The organism is Marinoscillum sp. MHG1-6 (assembly GCF_024714475.1).
Taxonomy (GTDB): domain Bacteria; phylum Bacteroidota; class Bacteroidia; order Cytophagales; family Cyclobacteriaceae; genus JAMZMI01.
The window spans coordinates 64305-81759 of the sequence record NZ_JAMZMI010000005.1; the positions used below are offsets into that span (position 1 = coordinate 64305).

Consider the following 17455-nt stretch of genomic DNA (forward strand, 5'->3'; position numbering starts at 1 on the left):
TGTTTTGATGAAATAAAATTATTTAACAGGTCAGATGAACACCTAAATAAATAATGTTTAAAAAAATCGAATATCGCCTTCTGAGGTTCAGTATTTTCACCAATTGCAAACCCTTAACGATTTTAAATTGTCGTTTTGTGAAATATGCAAATAGATAAACTGATGTATTAAAAAATGCAATTTGGGATTATGCGTATTCCAGATTTAGGTCGTTATTGAAAAGCGTTTGTGTAGGCATTTTTAGTCGCTTCAAATTGCAGGTTCTTAAATGTGATTGTCATGAGAAGATAACATGAAAGAGGCCTGAGGTATCTCTTTCATTTGTAGGATTACTTCGCTGCACGTAATGACGAGAGGTGATCGATTAACAGTCTACGGTCATCAGTTTTCAGTATAAGCATTACACATAAACGTCATTGTGAGCGGAATGGAATGTAGCGCGACAATCTCATTGTTGGATAGCAGTGTACAGTGTTCAGTCGTCGGCTATCAGTAATCTGTTAAATGCCCAAGGCTAATAGCCAATGCTAATTGTAGGATTACTTCGCTGCGCGTAATGACGAGAGGTTATCGGTTAACAGTCTACGGTCATCAGTTTACAGTATAAACATTACTCATAAATGTTACTCTGAATCCTGAGTTCACGATGGATGAAGAGTCTCATTTTCAGTCCGCAGCTATCAGCCTTCAGTTAACCGTTCATAGTTTGATGTCAGGTAGTACCGGATCAATTCGAAAACCTGTGGGGTGTCTTGAAAAAATACAATAAGCCCTTTTTACCACCGAGAACACAAAGGACACAGAGGAACTAATCTTATTGTAAATCTCTAATTCTCCTTTATTTGGACAAAATGCCATTTTTTATTCAAATAATGAAGGCTTTAAATCACCAAAAGACTTTTGACAACTCTGTCTCTGCTTTCTCAGTGATCTCCGGGAGGAGATATGGAGGAAATTCTCACCTCACAATGTGGCTATATGAAAAGAACAATCGACCCACAGAAATATTGCTTGATCCGTAGTACCCCAAAAAACAAATGCTAATAGCGTTCTCTGGACAAAAAAAAAGGCTGATCACATACGACCAGCCTTTTTAAGTGGGTTGAATGAAACTTTAAATCCCCAGCTCGGTTAAGATTGCCGGATTTGAGCTTCCAAATTCATTTCTAAGATCTGCTACGATTTTGTCAATGCGGATTCCTTCATTAGCTGATTCTGCCGGATGCCTTGCATGATGCAATGCCATCAAATCCCATTTGTTGTCAAATACAGGAGATCCGGATGAACCGTAGTCGGTATCAGAGAAGTAATGAATGACGTTGGTGTGCACATCATTCAACTTATTCTGTTGTACAACTACCTCTTTTCTTCTACCCTGCGGATGTTGTATGATGTTCAGCCTCAAACCCACGGGATAGGTAACCTTGTCTCTTAGAGGAACGAAACCATACTTACTTCCTGGAGTGTATCCGAAAATACTGATGATTCTTTGTGGGTCCAGTGCAGTAATGGGTTTTTTCCTAGCGATCACGTCATTCAGGAATTTTAATTCTTCAATTTGATCCTGCTCTGCATACCTCTCCGAATGACCATTTTCAGTACTTACAAGAGTTCGTGAAGGTGTTGCAACGGCTCTTAGGAAATATGGCTTTCTTTTCAATCTGACAATGGTATAATCCAATGTGGCATTCGTATGGAAAAATGAATCTTCATTGGTTTCAAAGAACTCAGAAGGAATGTCAGGCTCTGAATTGTAATTGTCCTGATACATGAACTGCATATTAACCTTATCACAGAAATCCTTATTTGCAATCACATGATTATTGGTCATAAAGAGAGAATTCGATATAAGAAAGCCTGTTCCCCATCCGTTTCCGGCAGGCAACCCGTTGTGGCCTTCCTTTAGTGTGACCATAGCAACAGCCTTCTGAACCTGAGCTCCTTCTGTCAGAAAATGTGCAGGCAACAAATTGAATTCATCCCAGACCGCCTCGAGATTCTCGTTATACTCTTGAACATCAACACAACCATCTTCATGTTTTTTACACTTTTTACCCATCACTTTATCGTCCCAGCCAATACCGTGTGGTAATTTATCCTGAACAAGTTCGCCCAGTGCCGTTTTTACATCTCCCAGATTAAATTCCTCCAGAATCCCTTTAAGCTGCTTTGTTTGCGCTTCTACCAGTGTGCTCATAATAGTAAAATTTATTTGTTGGAAATCATTTCCAGTAGATCCTGAGCCAAATGACGGTTGTGGGTTCGTTCATGATGGAAACGAACTCGCACATAAGTTTTTGTATTGAAATTCAGAATAATTTACATTATATGCAATACCACATTTTGTGTATTTTTCATACAACGATGTGATTATCAAAGGATTATATTGAATGAATAGGTATTGCTGTCCAATTCGTTAGTTGCAAAATGCAAATCGGGGTGAGGTTTAATCTGGAATTGGGTCGTTGGAAAAATGTGTTTGCTACAGCAAGGTTTGTCCTTTCGATCTGCTGGTTATCAAGAGCATTTAATAGGGAAATGGGACCTCCCTGTCAGGCTCAGCTTATGCATTATCTGCCAAAAATCTGCCCTTCGACAACCCATAACTATCGAGACATAGCGACATTTTTATCTTGAATAATTACTTCCATTTCTTTCTCCACTTCAGCCTGCACAAAGTGAATAGTAACAAAAAAGGCTGGTCATTCATGACCAGCCGCTGATATCTACAAAGTTATTTGAATTGCCTCAATCCTCATCATCATCCAATTCATGATCACCATCTTCGTCTTTCCCACAATCACCGGATGATTCAAAATTGGATACAATGGCACTTATCAATGCAGTGTTTTGATCCTTAGATATACGAACAACCCCGTCTGTATCAAACTCTGCAAGAGAAAAGTCAATACCTGCAAGCAGGCTGTCCAGATTGAACTCAACCAAAATAGAGCTAAGCGAATTAGGAGTCACTTCAAATCCATCCTCATTTTCAATCTCAAATTCTAATTCCTGTTCGAATACCAATTCAAAAGGGATTGAATCCGTATCAACAATCACTGCCCCCCTTACGACGACACTCGCAGAATCTCCAATGATCGGTATCAGTTCAGCCTCAAACTCTTTATAAGTTCCAGCCACCACTTCAACCGTTGGAAGTTCCGGGGTACTTTCCCCTGTGATGAGATTTAACACAAATGGACCTTCCCATTCGAATTCATCTTCTTCCTCACTATCGGAACCTTCATTATCAGTTTCTTGCTCAGTGTCACTCTCTTCACCTTCACTCTCTTCTATTTCCTCAGCCTCGTATTCCTCCAGGCTTTCGAGTTCTATCTCATCAATTCCCAAATACGCTTCGGTGATAATTATACTGGTTGCAGCTATCCTCACAGATGATTGGGAGTCTATGCCACCGCTTGAAATAGCTTTAACAGATAAATTAACGGATCCTGTTTCAGGGTTTTTAGATAGATCCTGTTCCTGGCAGGAAATCATCATGAGCATTGCGAAGCCCATTAATAGACATGAAACTAGTGATTTTACATTCTTCTTATTCATGACGAATAACTGTTTTAAAGTTAATGTTTACAATAGAAGACGGTAAAAAACGAAGGATAAATATAACTTATTTAATATATTATATAATTAATTACAGAAACTTAATCCTGAGAACATTTCAGATTTTTATGCATGAAAGCAGCTCATTTCTAAAAAACCAGATCTGAATATCCAGACCCGGCCTTATTTCCATAGCAGCTATATCGTCGTTAATTCCATGCTGTTAATTGTGCATCTCCTAATGTGCTGAAATCAGCCGTATTTAAGCTTTCGAGATCATTATAGTAGAGTACAGATGTCCCCTCTCCATTGCCATTGATAGATTTGGTGGCGTATACACTGGCTTGAGAGGACCCTTCCAGGTTTATATTGACAACCTCAGAAAGTGCCTTGCTTGCATCAATCCGCGTCCGACCCTGAGTCATAAAATCACATTGCTGCATCTTAAAGGATGAATGGGTCACATCGCCGTAGACAATCCAAAACTCTCCATTCTGATCGGCCCCCACACTATCACCCACAAGCATAAATGCATCATCAACGATGAGGGTCGAGTCATTTAGGGCCACTCCCCGCTCAATTTCATAGGACTGCACACCATTAATGTGATTTTGGAAAGTCGCAAGGATAATACTCGAGTTATCCTCAGCCTTGCACACAAGGTGGTCTACCTTCAAGTTGAACAAGCTCAGTTGACTTTTTTCTTCGGCCACTATCTTTAACTCTGACTGATTAAAAAGTCCATTGAATATGGATTGTTGATTACGTTTCAATCGAACTTCATTGATATTGGCCGAAGTGATCTTCACAACCACACTGTCAGCTAGCTGTATATGATTATCAGAAGAGATCCTAAGTATGCCATCAATGCTGTTGATAGTAATGTGATCCCTTTGCTCATGAGAGGAATAGATTTTCACATAGTGCGTGGCTGATACTCTTATGTTTTTTTGAGTATTGGCCTTAACAAACTCCACTTTGAAATTACCCGCTACATGTACATCTGTAAATGGTTCGACAGACATCTCCATCGGTTTGGATGCTTCCTCTTTCTCCTGGCAAGCCGTAAAAGCAAGTGCTGCAAATGCCACCGCCAGCCGAATCAATTTTTTCATAATAATCATTTCTAATAGTCCTGTTTAATTCAAATTATCATAACACAGCCTTCCCTCTGGAAAGGATCATAGTTCCGAACTTGCCACGAACAGTGCCAGACTGGAAAATAAATTGTAACTGAAAGATTATCAACTACTTAAGATTTTATCTAATGCAGAAAAAATACTCACTCTGATAAAACAATTGTCAAATTGGAGAAACGGCGCGCATTTGAAACAGATGAATTCCTATCTTCGCAAACAAAAAAGCTTATGCTCAAGGCTGCAATATTTGACATGGATGGTGTCATCATAGACAGTGAACCTTTACACTACAAAGCCTATCACCAAATGTTCGATGAAGTGGGAATCTCCGTGAGTGCGGAGTTGTATGACTCACTAACCGGAAAGTCTACCATCAATGTCTGTAAACAGCTAAAGGATCATTACAACCTATCACAGTCACCTGAAGAACTAGCGGCCATCAAGCGTCGACATTACGACGTGATCTTTGAGAATGACAAGACTTTTGATTTGATCAAAGGTGTGCGTCAACTCATCGAAAATTACCATGAAAGTGGCCTGACGCTCGTATTGGGCTCATCAGCAACCATGCCGAGCATAGAGCGAATCTTCAAGCGTTTTGAGCTTAACCCCTATTTCAAGGCCAAGCTGAGTGGTGCCGAACTTAAAGCCTCCAAACCTCACCCGGAAATTTTTATTAAGGCTGCTGAGGCTACCGGATACCTTCCTGAAGAATGCATCGTGATCGAAGATGCTACCAATGGCATTCAGGCAGCAAAAGATGCCGGAATATTTTGTGTAGGATTCGACAGCATCCACTCCAAAAATCAGGATTACAGCAAAGCCGACATGGTGATCAGTAACTTTGAAGAAATTCACTTTGACAAGATCAAAGCGATTTTTGAAGGTTAAAACAAAGTGTTTTTAGGGCACTCACGGCAATAACCTACTATGTTGTTTGTTGTACCACTATTGGTGCTGCCAAACATTTTTCGGGAATTCTAAAGGCATTGACCAATGGCACTGCCTCCTGTCGTATCTCCTGACAGAGCTCATTGACCACTCTTCTGATGGCTCGGCTCTTCACTCCTTCTATGTATCCTTGCTCCAGGTACCAGCCCTTATGTTTTTCAATCTGACTTAGACCATATAACTGACATAGTCTGGTCAGCACTACACGACAATTTTCATCCTCAGTTCGCTCTATCTGATCAATGAACTGCTCCAATACCACACGCTCCACAAAGGCGAATCCGATGCCAAGCATGTGATACTGTGTCTCATTAAAGGCATCAAAAGAGTCCATCCCCCCATCCAGATAATGTTTGAATCTTCTGGCAGCGGAGGCGACAATGCTCTTTTCCCGGTATTTGAAAGCATCCATCAAAAACTCAAAGTCTTTGAGGTGTTCAGGGTCTGTATTTCGAACGATGATTGGGTTCTTTTCACTAAAGCTCGTTTTTGCCTGTTCGGCGACATAACTCAGCATCCCAAAAAAGTTGATATCGGCAAATTCCTTTTTAAACTCTGATAGCCGGCTTTTGGCTACGAGCTGCATAAGAACAGTATTATCGCCTTCAAAGGTGGTATAGATGTCTGTATCGTTTTTCAGCCTGTCGATACGGTTTTCAGAAAGGTAGCCCTTCCCTCCCAAGGCTTCGCGGCATTCCTGGAGGGTTGTGGTGGTGTTCCAGGTACAAAAGGCTTTCAACCCGGCGGCCAGCGCCTCGATCTCCTGCATGTCTTCTTCCGTACGATTTAGATAGCGCTCTGTCAGGTATTGCAGGGCGAAGTGATTCGCATAAGCATTAGCCAGCAAAGGCATTAAACGGCGCTGATGGGTCTTGTAGTTCAGTATGGGAATTTCCACTCCATTTTCTGGCCCAAATTGCCTTCGCTGATCTCCATATTTAATGGCGATGGTCAATCCGGATTTTGAAGCACTAAGGCCTGATCTTGGTATCCCAATTCGGCCTCCTACAAGTGTTCCTAGCATGGTAAAGAACCGACGATTGTCACTGGTGATTGGACTTTGAAATTGCCCATTATCATCAACAAAAGCGTAGCGATCCAGCATTTCATCCTTACCTATTTCGACATGATCAAACCAAATGCGGCCATTATCAACCCCATTTAATCCCATTTTACGTCCACAATCCTTGATTTTCACTCCAGACCATAAGTGTCCATTTTCATCCCTTAGTGGCACAATAAAGGCATTTACACCGTAGTCCACCTCATCAATTATCAACTTGGCAAAAACCGTGGCCATCCGTCCATGCAGGGCAGCATTTCCGATATATTCTTTTCCGGCACCTTCATGGGGGGTATTGATCACGAATACTTGCCTGGAGTGGTCGTAGGTAGCAGTGGTTTCTACTCCTTTCACATTAGATCCGTGTCCGGTTTCAGTCATCGCAAAGCAACCCGGAAGCTCCAATGTGCCAATAGACTTCAAATATTTCTTATGATGCTTTTCTGTTCCCAATAAATACACGCTCATGCCCCACAATCCAAACTGTACTCCAAACTTGATGACCGCACTCAGATCGTGGTAAGACAAGCCTTCCATGATCGCAAAGTATTGTCGCATATCTCCTTTGCCACCATAGGTTTTCGGGTAGGCTATAGCCCCAAATCCCTGTTCCGCGTGGTATTGGCACCATTTGAGCACCTGTTCACGGTATTCTTTTAAGTTATCCGTTTCCAGGAAGTTAAAAGCTTCATCCGCAAGCAGTGTGCGCACTTTGGTTAAAATATCCTTATTCTGACCATCAAGCAGGTCAGCCATTACTTCCACATTGAAAGTGTTTTTGGTAGGCTGGTTTTCGGTAGAGGTTTTCCTCGTGGCTGACCTTAGATGAAAGGCTGACTCAGAAGATATGATACCCATTGCTTCTACCAGGTCCTTCAGTGGTTCCCTGGTTTTTTCCAGCACCTCTTCACTTTGGTTTTGTGCATGAATTTGTGCGAGCTTAATGCCAATATCCACCAGGCTTTCTTTCATCTGATCAGTCATTGCCTCGGCGGAATGTTTAATCTCCTTCAACCAGCCTTTAAGTTGGTTTGGGGAGGGAGGATTTTGAGGGTCGAGGTTGGACAGGAGAAATTGTCGTTCCTCATCAGTAAGCCAATCCTGACTATCGACGAGCATTCGGATCTTTAGTATTTCAGATGGTGTGAGAATAGCATCCGCCCAAACCATGTAAAAAACCGGCACGAACGCATACAACGCGGGATTGTCCTGAAAATATTTTGACTGGATCATTATGGGGTGTTTCGCTTAATAACTCATTTTGACAGCTGATGGTTAGTAAGCTAATGAGAATTTGTCAGGACTATATCAAATATGCTGATCAGGAATTCATATGCTAGTCCAGCAACCTATTGCCAAAAAGGAAGTTTTGTAAATGAATACCCACCCCAAATATTTGTGCAGGCATTAGGTACCTTATATTCATATAGTCACGCCCGTGGTGATAAAAGGCCATGATTCCCCAGGGAACCCGATAGGGATGCCAAATGAGTTTATGTGTACCACTTAAAACAGGTATATCAGCCACAGTGTTAACAAAGACATATTCTAGATTCGAGCTGACAGTAAAAAGGAGTGGTTTTTTAAATCCTTTTGCCATAATTGAAATTGGAAACCTGAAGCCCATTCCAGTTCGCCAATGTCCATAATTACCATCATTGGGTAAATAATCAAATACATCTCCCAGCCCACCCGGGGCCCTCCCGTCGGCCTGAAAAAACAAATAGGCTGCAGCATAGCGGGTACTTTCAATGATCTTTTTGTCTCGCTTGGATAAAGTCTGAGAAACACTATCATATCTGGTAGTGATAATAGTGGCACCAAATAGTGTATATCTCAAATAGTTAGTACTAAAATCGGCATTGGCATAGTTATATCTATTGAGTGAGTCAATGTAGTTTTTCTCAGCCTGACCATTGCTATAATGCATGATGTCTAAGCGATGACCAAGAACAAATGTTTCTCCTTCTGCTCGTGCTCCCGTCTTTCCATAATCAATACGCAGCCCAATCTTATTGCTGGGAGGAATAGATGGTGATGTCAGCCCGGGTTCGCTGGTCAGTCGTAAATTAACACTTCCTGCTATGGCAATTTTGAAATGATTTTTGGCAACCCTCTCCTTATTGTACATCCCAGTACTGCAAATATCAAACACCCCACTAATCTTTGCTTCAATGATAGATTTTCTGCCCTCTCCGGGTAACCATTGAAAATTATTGTATTTGTAATCGAAGAATGGCGGAAAGAGGATATAGCTATGCTCATCGATCAGACTCGTGGTCCACTTGTAATGCGAGTAGGTGATTTCGGGGTCGGGTTTAGTCTTGGCATTATAGGAAGATTCAATTACCTCCTGACCATTTACAATTAAGAAAGACGCGGAGAACGTCAAAGTGATTAGGTAATGTTGGAAAGTTTTCATGACTGAGGTGTTTTCTAATGAATTTCCTCAAACAATCCGAATAAATCAATACCCCCTTTATGGTAATTTTCAAATAACGTTATAACTATTTAAAGAATAAATTGGAATAGTTAAAAATTTGAAGCACTTCGTTATTCACAAAATAACACTTCCCGAGTCGGAAAGATCCTTGCAAGGAGACAAATGTATTACCAACTATTTAGGAGTGATACCACATTATCCCCCCTTTACATCCGAAAGTAAGAATGAAAAAATAGTATTAATCAGGCAAAAACATGGACAATGCCCAAGCGCGGCTCACCGAATGTGTTTGTTTTCCTATCAGGCCATACCATTATCCAACACAAAACCGACTGACATCTAGCCCGAATCACATTGATTTTATCTAAAAACCTGCTAACTTATATAGACTAACATAACCAACCTTAACCATGAAGCATGTCCTCACCCTCCTTGCTATTCATGCGGCCTTGGTAGGGTTTTCACAAACCCTTAAAAAGACACTTCCTGAAACACAGTATGCTTTTTTTAGCCAGTATGGTAATTTGGCACTTGTGACCGATGAAAAACTCATTGCCTATGACGGAGAATACAATGAGATATTTAATAAAACACATCCGTCGAATACCTACAAAGTCTTGAACGCCTATTTTAAGCCTGAAGAAGACAGAATCTATATTCTCTACAAAATAAAAGTACTGGAAAGCTCAGCAGAAGCCGCTGTAACCTATAGCTTCACGGATAACCGAATAAGCAATACTGACTTGAAGAACTTCTCTAGTTCTCAAAAAATGGCGTATAGTCCTGATTTTCAGTTTAAGTTCAACATCGATCAGAAAGAAACTAACATAAAGTTCAGTTCTACTGATAAAGTTTTGGCCTCTGTTTCGGTTGATGGTATTATCAGGTGGATTGATGTGAATCCATTCATAGAGCATTCGGTTCTGGCAGCCAAAAAAGATGAGATACGCTTGATTAATACCGTAAGTGGCAGGTATTTACCTATTAGGGACATTAAACGGTTCGACGATGAAGCACCGGTTTATCATTCCATTTCCGCTTCAAAAGCTTTTTATCTCGATGAGGCTACAATCCTTTTACTTTCTCACGGTGAAATTATCACTTATAATCCGCAGGATTTATCAGATCATTTTCTGGAAATAGATGACGTCATGGATTTCAAGATGAGCCCTGGAAGAAATTATATATGTGTGATAAAGGATGACCGAACAGAGATTTATAATATCAGCCGAAGCATCAAAAAGGATAACCAGCAAGTCTCAGTTGAAATGATAGCCGAAGATCTGATCAATAATCTCGCTCAGAAAGAGACTGAGGTTTATCAAAAAAATAAAAATCAGATTGATCTGGAATTAAATATCAAGTCAGACCTCTTTAGGCAAAAAGGTGAATTTGAACGATCCGATGACTACGAGAAAAGGCTCAATGAAGGTAAGAACTACTTTAAGGGCATAATTGAATACTATTCGAAAAAAGAACTCGCCTATCAGCAGCTTGATGAGAAGATTGCTGAGCTTACTGACAGACATAATCACATGATGGCTTCCATGAGGGAACGGGTGATCGATAGCATTGAAACAGAGCATGACAAAAGAAAGATGCTAGTCATGAAGGAAAAAATCATAAAATCTTATCAGGAATTTGTTGGTAGCATTTCTTCAATCGGGACCTATGATGCAGATAAGGAAATATACCCTGTTACAGTTGACGCCAACAAGGTCCAGCTAAAAATTCCCTTGTCAGTGGCGAGAAGTTTTAAAGATGACTTTGCTTCCTATGTAGCCGTGGGAGCCAAACAATTGGGTCAGGACGGAGAACAAGAAGTCTTGCTTGGATATAAGGTGATTTCTCCAAAGGCAGAAGTCTTTGAGTCGAAAAATTACAAATCCCCATTGCTGTTGCCCGAATCTCAGGTAGATCCTTTGCTTAAAAAGACGATTTCAGGATTAGAAAACCAAAATAACCTTGCTGTGGAGTCTACTCGCTCCATGGTCAACAGCCAGATTAGTAATGCAGTAATGGGCCGTATTAGTTCATCGAAATTTCATGCCCTTATTATTGGCGTTAATGATTACTATTCGGAAACGGTGGTTGACCTCGAACAACCCATTAATGATGGAAGGATGCTCGCCAGGGTATTGATGGATAAGTATAGTTTTTCCTCATCCAACATCACCTATCTCGACAACCCTACCAGAACAGATATCATTGAGGCATTCGACTCCTTATCATCCAAATTAGGCGAGACTGACAATTTGCTCATATTTTATGCAGGCCATGGAGTCTGGGATGAAAACTTAAAGCAGGGCTATTGGCTACCCAGTGATGCCAAATCCAATTCAAAAGCGGCATGGTTATCTAACAGCACCATACGTGATTACATTACTGGCATTAAGACTAAACATTCTTTATTGATCGCGGATGCATGTTTTAGTGGTGGAATATTTAAGACAAGAGAAGTGTTTTTGGATGATGCGATCGGGTTTGCAAACCTATATAAGCTGACCAGTCGAAAGGCTATGACCAGTGGTAACCTTACTCCTGTTCAGGATCAAAGTGTTTTCATAAAATACCTGATAAAAAAACTTCAGGAAAACGATGCCCCACTAATGAGTGCTCAACAACTCTTCATGGATTTAAAAATACCCGTTGCCAATAACAATGTTAGCGGTCAGGTTCCTCAATATGGAGACATCATGAATGCCGGAGATGAAGGAGGTGATTTTATATTTGTTCAATCAAACAAATGACCACCTAAGTGTCTGAATTACCTTCTCAATTCACCACCACCTCTTTGAAATAGCTTTCGAAAATATCCCTGGCCACTTCAATCTGCTCAGGACTGTTTTTAGGTGTGTCTTTGAGTTGGTAATCCAGTCCGAGTATTTCCCATTTATGTACCCCAAGGGTATGATAGGGTTGAATTTCGAGCTTTTCTATTTGCTGATAATCACAGAAGTGTTGCCCTAAATGATGAAGGTCCGCGGGAGCATCGGTCAATCCCGGAACCAGCACATATCTTAGCCAGAAAGGACGATGATGGTCCTCCAGGTATTTGGCAAAGGCAAGAGTCTTTTCGTTAGGACGACCTGTGATATACTGATGCTGAGCAGAGTCAATGTGTTTTACATCCAACAAAACCAAGTCAACATACTGCAGCATCTCCTCTACATAATGATTGAAGACATTGCCATTGGTATCTAAGCAGATATGAAACCCCTCTTCTTTTAACCTTTTCATCAGAGGTATCAACCTCTTCGCCTGAAGACAAGGTTCACCACCAGAGAAGGTGATGCCTCCACCGTTAGTAAAGTAGGACTTCATATGGGTGGCTTCCTCAAAAAGATTATCGATGGGGTAAGTCTTCCCCTGATCACATTTCATGGTATCAGGATTGCCACAGTAGAGACAGCTAAACGTACAACCCTGTAAGAAAACCACCATGCGGATACCTGGTCCGTCATAGATCCCAAAGGACTCAATAGAGTGAATATTGAGAGTGTCAATTCCGTGTATTATTTGTGTAGAAGTCATCTGTCTCAATTTTTAATAGTAATCCTGAAAAGTAGGCTGAAGAGCTATTGCTCTCCAGCCATCCCCTATGATTGCTACTGATATTAACTGTTTTAAACCTGATCAAAGAAGCTTCTGGAAATTACCTCCAGTTGCTGATCCCTGGTTAATCTGACAAAGTTTACGGCATAGCCAGATACTCTGATGGTTAGCTGCGGATACTTTTCCGGATGTTCCATCGCCTCGAAAAGTAATTCCCTGTCGAGCACATTGACATTCAGGTGATGCGCTCCCCGGCTGAAGTATCCATCCATGATCGCTGTCAGGTTGTTCACCCTTGTTTTCTCATCATTACCAAGTGTCTTAGGTATCATGGTAAGTGTGTTGGAGATTCCATCCTGCGCGTCCTCATAGTTCAGCTTGGCGACAGAGTTCAAAGAGGCGATTGCACCGTGTGTATCACGTCCGTGCATTGGGTTGGCCCCTGGTGCAAAGGCTACCCCCTTCTCCCTTCCATCGGGAGTCGCTCCGGTTTTCTTACCGTAAGACACATTACTGGTGATCGTCAGGATAGACATGGTCGGCTCTGCATTTTTATAAGTTGGGTACTCGGCTAACTGTTGGTTGAATATGGAGGTAATATCCCGTGCGATAAAGTCTACCCGATTGTCATCATTACCATAGCAAGGAAACTCCCCTTCTATTTTGAAATCTACGGCCAGACCATCCTCATTCCTGATTGGAGTCACTTTGGCATGTTTGATGGCTGATAGTGAATCTGCCACAATTGAAAGCCCTGCGATACCATACGCAACATTGACCCGTGGATCCGTATCAATGAAAGCCATTTGTGCCCTTTCATAATAGTATCGATCGTGCATGTAATGAATGATATTCATAGCATCCACATACACCCGAGCAACCTCCTTCATGGCGTATTTGAAATTAATCATCACATCTTCGAAGTCGAGCACCCCATCATCCAAAGCTGGCAGGTTTTCTACTACTATGGTACCGGTGTTTTCACATTTACCTCCATTGATGGCGAGAAGAAGAGCTTTTGCCAGATTACATCTTGCTCCGAAGAACTGGATATGTTTCCCGATCTCCTGGTAAGACACGCAACAAGCAATCCCGTAATCATCCGCACAGCGAGTGGCTCTCATCAAATCATCATTTTCATATTGGATTGATGAAGTGTCGACAGATACCTTTGCACAGAATTTTTTAAATCCTTCAGGCAATTTTGGAGACCATAACACGGTCAGGTTAGGCTCAGGAGATGGTCCCAGGTTATAAAGGGTTTGAAGGAACCTAAAAGATGTTTTAGTTACCTTATGTTGTCCCTCCAGTGTCATCCCCCCTATTGCTTCTGTTACCCAGGTAGGATCCCCTGCGAAGATCTCGTTGTAAGCTTCCATTCTTAAATGACGTACCATTCGGAGTTTCATCACCAGTTGATCGATAAGCTCTTGAGCTTCAGATTCTGTAATTATTCCTGCTTTCAGGTCGCGTTCAATATAGATATCGAGGAAAGAGGATACGTTACCCAGTGACATGGCAGCACCATCCTGCTCTTTAACGGCAGCCAGGTACGCCATATAGACCCATTGTACAGCCTCCTGCGCATTTTTTGCAGGACGTTTAAGGTCGAGGCCATAGGTTTCGCCTAGTGCGATGATCTCTTTCAAGGCGATAATTTGGTCATTCACTTCTTCCCTCAATCTGATCTTATAATCATCATAGGGACCGTTAATTCCTGCAAGGTCAATTATCTTTTGCTCGATTAAGCGATCCACTCCATAGAGGGCCAATCTTCGGTAGTCACCGATGATACGACCCCTGGCATAATTATCAGGTAGTCCGGTCAAAAACCCGAGAGACCTGAATTTTCTGATCTCATCATTGTATGCGGCAAAAACACCATCGTTGTGAGATTTCACATAATTGAAAACCTCTTTCACTTTAGGATCCAAAGCGACGCCATGTTCGTTACAGGCTTTTTCTACCACTCTCGGGCCTCCAAAAGGCTTGATAGCTCGTTTCAACAGTTGGTCTGTTTGTAGACCCACAATTTTTTCATGCGGTTCTGATATGTATCCGGCAGCATGGGAGTTAATCCTGGAAATAGTTGAGGCATCAATAGCTCTTACCCCATCATTAGCCAACTCTTCCTTTACAGCTGTCTTACAAATGTCAAATAGAAGATCGGTGTCTTCGGTTGGTGGGCAAAGAAAATCAGCATCCCCGTCATAAGGAGTGATGTTTTTCATTACAAAATCTCTAACGTCTATGGTTTCATTCCAGTTACCGGCGACGAAAGGCTCTACGTCATTTTCAATATCAGTAATCATGTGTCCTTTTGTTTTGATTTGCGATTGCAATCTCGTCTACAATAAATAGCGTGTTCAGGACGGTTATCATGATTCGGCATGATAGATGTCATTCCCTGTTGAACGTTTTGATATGTGCTTTGACCCCTAAAATATAAGGACAGTACTGATGTCTTAAATCGGCTGATTTCAAACATTGGTCGGAACTTATTTATGAACCAAACCTCAAATCATACAGACATGAAAAAACTCAAGAATCGCTGGCTAATAGCTGCATCTGCAGTCGGTATCCACCTGTCAATCGGAGCGGTCTATGCTTATAGTGTGTTGAAAAAGCCTCTATTGGCTGAGCTAGGCTGGGAGTTCAAAGAAACTGCATGGGCCTTTAGTATCGCTATATTGTTTCTGGGACTTTCAGCTGCATTTCTTGGTCGCAAGGTAGAAAAGATGGGGCCAAGAAAAAGTGGTATGCTCTCTGCTTCATTTTATGGTACCGGACTGATTCTATCTGGTCTTGCTGTCATGTTAGGTAGTGTCAATCTGTTCTACCTGGGTTATGGTGTAATTGGTGGGATTGGACTTGGTGTAGGCTATATCTGCCCGGTTTCCACATTGGTCAAATGGTTTCCAGACAGAAGAGGACTCGCAACCGGCCTGGCAATCATGGGCTTTGGCTTTGGTGCGTTGTTAGCCAGTAGCATTATTCAGTTTCTCATAGGAGCAGTAGGTATCTCATCGATGTTCTTCATTCTGGGCTCAACCTATTTTGTTCTCATGATGAGCTCAGCTCAGTATTTGGCACCACCACCGGAAGATTGGACTCCTGCCGGATTTGAAGCTAACGCCGAAAGAAAAACTAAGAAGCAAATTAAAGCTGATCTCGCACAACTGACTTCTATCGAAGCACTTAAGACTCCCCGCTTCTACTTTCTTTGGACCATGCTATTTTTCAATATCACTTGTGGCATCGCGGTAATCTCAGTGGCCTCTCCGCTTTCCCAGGAGATTGCAGGCCTTACGCCTGTGGCTGCTGCTGCAATGGTTGGTGCAATGGGACTCTTTAATGGTTTAGGTAGAATTGGTTGGGCAAGTTTTTCAGATATAATTGGTCGCCCGATGACCTATACTGCTTTCTTCCTGATACAAATCATAGCCTTCTTCCTTTTACCCCAAACGACCAATGCCTTTGCTTTCCAGGCGATTGTATTTCTGATACTGACCTGTTATGGTGGCGGATTTGCTTCGATTCCGGCCTATATCGGTGATGTATTTGGAACGAAAAATTTATCCGCAATACATGGTAATATCCTGACTGCCTGGGCTGCTGCCGGGTTGGTGGGACCTCAACTCGCTGCCTATGTGAGAGAGGCAACCGGTAGCTATGCCGGCACCCTGTACATCTTCGCCGGGTTATTCGTGGTGGCACTTGTTGTTTCTATTGTGATTCAATTCAATATCAAAGCCATACGAAAGCAAAAAGAAGAGATTGTGATCGCTCCCCAGATGGTTGTGAGCTAGCCCTTAAGATTCATTTTTTGGTTGATAGTTTGCCCGTGTTCTGTTGAGAGCATGGGCATTTTTGTGGTTCAAGATCGTTATCAGTAAACGGTTATCAGTAAGCAGTTTACGGACTTCAGTTATAGCTACCCACAGAAAGTAAATGCTGAAAGCAATTGGGGTAAGTTGGCAGACATTACCATTTAGTTAACAGTCCAGTTTTTACACCGAATCCCTGAACACGACAAACCCCCTGACGAGTAAGGGGGCTTTGATAGTGTGAATATGCTTTCGATCACTTGTAGCAATATGATCGTAGCAACTAATTCAGGTCGGTAGTATTAAGGCAAATAAAGGGCGACAGGGGTCTGCATTTCTCGTCGGGAATGAGTTAAACTATCGAAAAATGGCAATGATTAGGTCCGTGAAGTGTAATTGACAGGCTATCTAAAAAGCAACAGAAGTCATTTCCACTACTATTTTACTGTGATTCTGAAATCAAGATCAAAGACACCTTTTAAATCCAGGCCTACGTCCATCAGGTCCTCATCTCCTTCATCTGTGACCCAGTAGATTGTAACATTTTTACCTTGATGAGCATGTTTTTGTAAGACATTCATAAGATTGAATAGCAGTTTCGTAGTTGAAGCATTAATCACTGAATAGTAGAAGTAGCATCTTAGATCCTGGTGATTTTCAAGGTGCAATTTCGCATTTTCGATCATGTCAGTATAGACATTTAGTAAATCTAACGCGGTGGAGCTTCCTTTCGCGACAATCATATTATTAGCCTCCAGATATTTGATTGATAGCTTTTCCTGAACTGGAAAATCGTAATCATTATAGGTTCTTTCAGAAGAGATTAGTTCGGTATTGAGAGCTGCTTGAATCATAACATTAATTTTTTATAATCTATTTGAAATTTGAAATGCTATAGGACTGGTTAGTGACCCTG

The 17455-nt window shown here is 41.6% G+C and carries 11 protein-coding genes; 3 read left to right on the forward strand and 8 right to left on the reverse strand.

Annotation, left to right across the window (positions count from 1 at the left end):
- Positions 1-1114: 1114 nt before the first annotated feature.
- From NXR94_RS12515 to NXR94_RS12525, 3 genes are all read right to left on the reverse strand, one after another.
- Complete coding sequence (locus tag NXR94_RS12515) at positions 1115-2197, reverse strand: serine protease (RefSeq protein WP_258104987.1); 1083 nt, start codon at positions 2195-2197, stop codon at positions 1115-1117.
- 551 nt (positions 2198-2748) lie between these two features.
- On the reverse strand, positions 2749-3561 hold the full coding sequence (locus NXR94_RS12520; RefSeq protein ID WP_258104988.1) for a hypothetical protein: 813 nt from the start codon (positions 3559-3561) through the stop codon (positions 2749-2751).
- Positions 3562-3770: 209 nt separating this feature from the next.
- Entirely contained in the window at positions 3771-4676 is a 906-nt protein-coding gene (locus tag NXR94_RS12525) for a DUF2807 domain-containing protein (RefSeq protein WP_258104989.1), read from the reverse strand.
- Between the two features lie 252 nt (positions 4677-4928).
- Between NXR94_RS12525 and NXR94_RS12530 the strand changes: the two genes are divergently transcribed.
- A complete protein-coding gene (locus tag NXR94_RS12530; RefSeq protein WP_258104990.1) occupies positions 4929-5591 on the forward strand; it encodes an HAD family phosphatase in 663 nt (220 codons plus the stop codon).
- Between the two features lie 37 nt (positions 5592-5628).
- On the opposite strand, the gene NXR94_RS12535 is transcribed toward NXR94_RS12530, so the two are convergent.
- Both NXR94_RS12535 and NXR94_RS12540 read right to left on the reverse strand, forming a co-directional pair.
- Positions 5629-7947, reverse strand: coding sequence for an acyl-CoA dehydrogenase (locus tag NXR94_RS12535; protein WP_258104991.1), 2319 nt, complete (start codon positions 7945-7947; stop codon positions 5629-5631).
- Positions 7948-8050: 103 nt separating this feature from the next.
- Positions 8051-9136, reverse strand: a complete 1086-nt coding sequence (locus tag NXR94_RS12540) for a hypothetical protein (protein WP_258104992.1) — start codon at positions 9134-9136, stop codon at positions 8051-8053.
- A 431-nt stretch (positions 9137-9567) separates the two neighbouring features.
- On the opposite strand from NXR94_RS12540, the gene NXR94_RS12545 reads away from it, so the two are divergent.
- On the forward strand, positions 9568-11907 hold the full coding sequence (locus NXR94_RS12545; protein WP_258104993.1) for a caspase family protein: 2340 nt from the start codon (positions 9568-9570) through the stop codon (positions 11905-11907).
- 25 nt (positions 11908-11932) lie between these two features.
- On the opposite strand, the gene pflA is transcribed toward NXR94_RS12545, so the two are convergent.
- Together pflA and pflB are read right to left on the reverse strand one after the other, a co-directional pair.
- The gene (gene pflA, locus NXR94_RS12550) at positions 11933-12691 is read right to left on the reverse strand and encodes a pyruvate formate-lyase-activating protein (protein WP_258104994.1); all 759 of its coding nucleotides are present in this window, start codon (positions 12689-12691) and stop codon (positions 11933-11935) included.
- 92 nt (positions 12692-12783) lie between these two features.
- Positions 12784-15024 (reverse strand): formate C-acetyltransferase, encoded by a 2241-nt coding sequence (pflB, locus tag NXR94_RS12555; RefSeq protein ID WP_258104995.1) that lies wholly within the window; start codon positions 15022-15024, stop codon positions 12784-12786.
- Positions 15025-15243: 219 nt separating this feature from the next.
- On the opposite strand from pflB, the gene NXR94_RS12560 reads away from it, so the two are divergent.
- A complete protein-coding gene (locus NXR94_RS12560) occupies positions 15244-16521 on the forward strand; it encodes an OFA family MFS transporter (protein ID WP_258104996.1) in 1278 nt (425 codons plus the stop codon).
- Between the two features lie 455 nt (positions 16522-16976).
- Here NXR94_RS12560 and NXR94_RS12565 read toward each other — a convergent pair whose 3' ends face one another.
- Complete coding sequence (locus NXR94_RS12565) at positions 16977-17393, reverse strand: SiaC family regulatory phosphoprotein (RefSeq protein ID WP_258104997.1); 417 nt, start codon at positions 17391-17393, stop codon at positions 16977-16979.
- Positions 17394-17455 lie beyond the last annotated feature (62 nt).

Excerpts from the sequence above, each read along its gene's own strand:
- NXR94_RS12515 (WP_258104987.1), bottom strand. The coding sequence starts at position 2,197 with ATGAGCACACTGGTAGAAGCGCAAACAAAGCAGCTTAAAGGGATTCTG.
- NXR94_RS12520 (WP_258104988.1), bottom strand. The coding sequence starts at position 3,561 with ATGAATAAGAAGAATGTAAAATCACTAGTTTCATGTCTATTAATGGGC.
- NXR94_RS12525 (WP_258104989.1), bottom strand. The coding sequence starts at position 4,676 with ATGAAAAAATTGATTCGGCTGGCGGTGGCATTTGCAGCACTTGCTTTT.
- NXR94_RS12530 (WP_258104990.1), top strand. The coding sequence starts at position 4,929 with ATGCTCAAGGCTGCAATATTTGACATGGATGGTGTCATCATAGACAGT.
- NXR94_RS12535 (WP_258104991.1), bottom strand. The coding sequence starts at position 7,947 with ATGATCCAGTCAAAATATTTTCAGGACAATCCCGCGTTGTATGCGTTC.
- NXR94_RS12540 (WP_258104992.1), bottom strand. The coding sequence starts at position 9,136 with ATGAAAACTTTCCAACATTACCTAATCACTTTGACGTTCTCCGCGTCT.
- NXR94_RS12545 (WP_258104993.1), top strand. The coding sequence starts at position 9,568 with ATGAAGCATGTCCTCACCCTCCTTGCTATTCATGCGGCCTTGGTAGGG.
- pflA (WP_258104994.1), bottom strand. The coding sequence starts at position 12,691 with ATGACTTCTACACAAATAATACACGGAATTGACACTCTCAATATTCAC.
- pflB (WP_258104995.1), bottom strand. The coding sequence starts at position 15,024 with ATGATTACTGATATTGAAAATGACGTAGAGCCTTTCGTCGCCGGTAAC.
- NXR94_RS12560 (WP_258104996.1), top strand. The coding sequence starts at position 15,244 with ATGAAAAAACTCAAGAATCGCTGGCTAATAGCTGCATCTGCAGTCGGT.
- NXR94_RS12565 (WP_258104997.1), bottom strand. The coding sequence starts at position 17,393 with ATGATTCAAGCAGCTCTCAATACCGAACTAATCTCTTCTGAAAGAACC.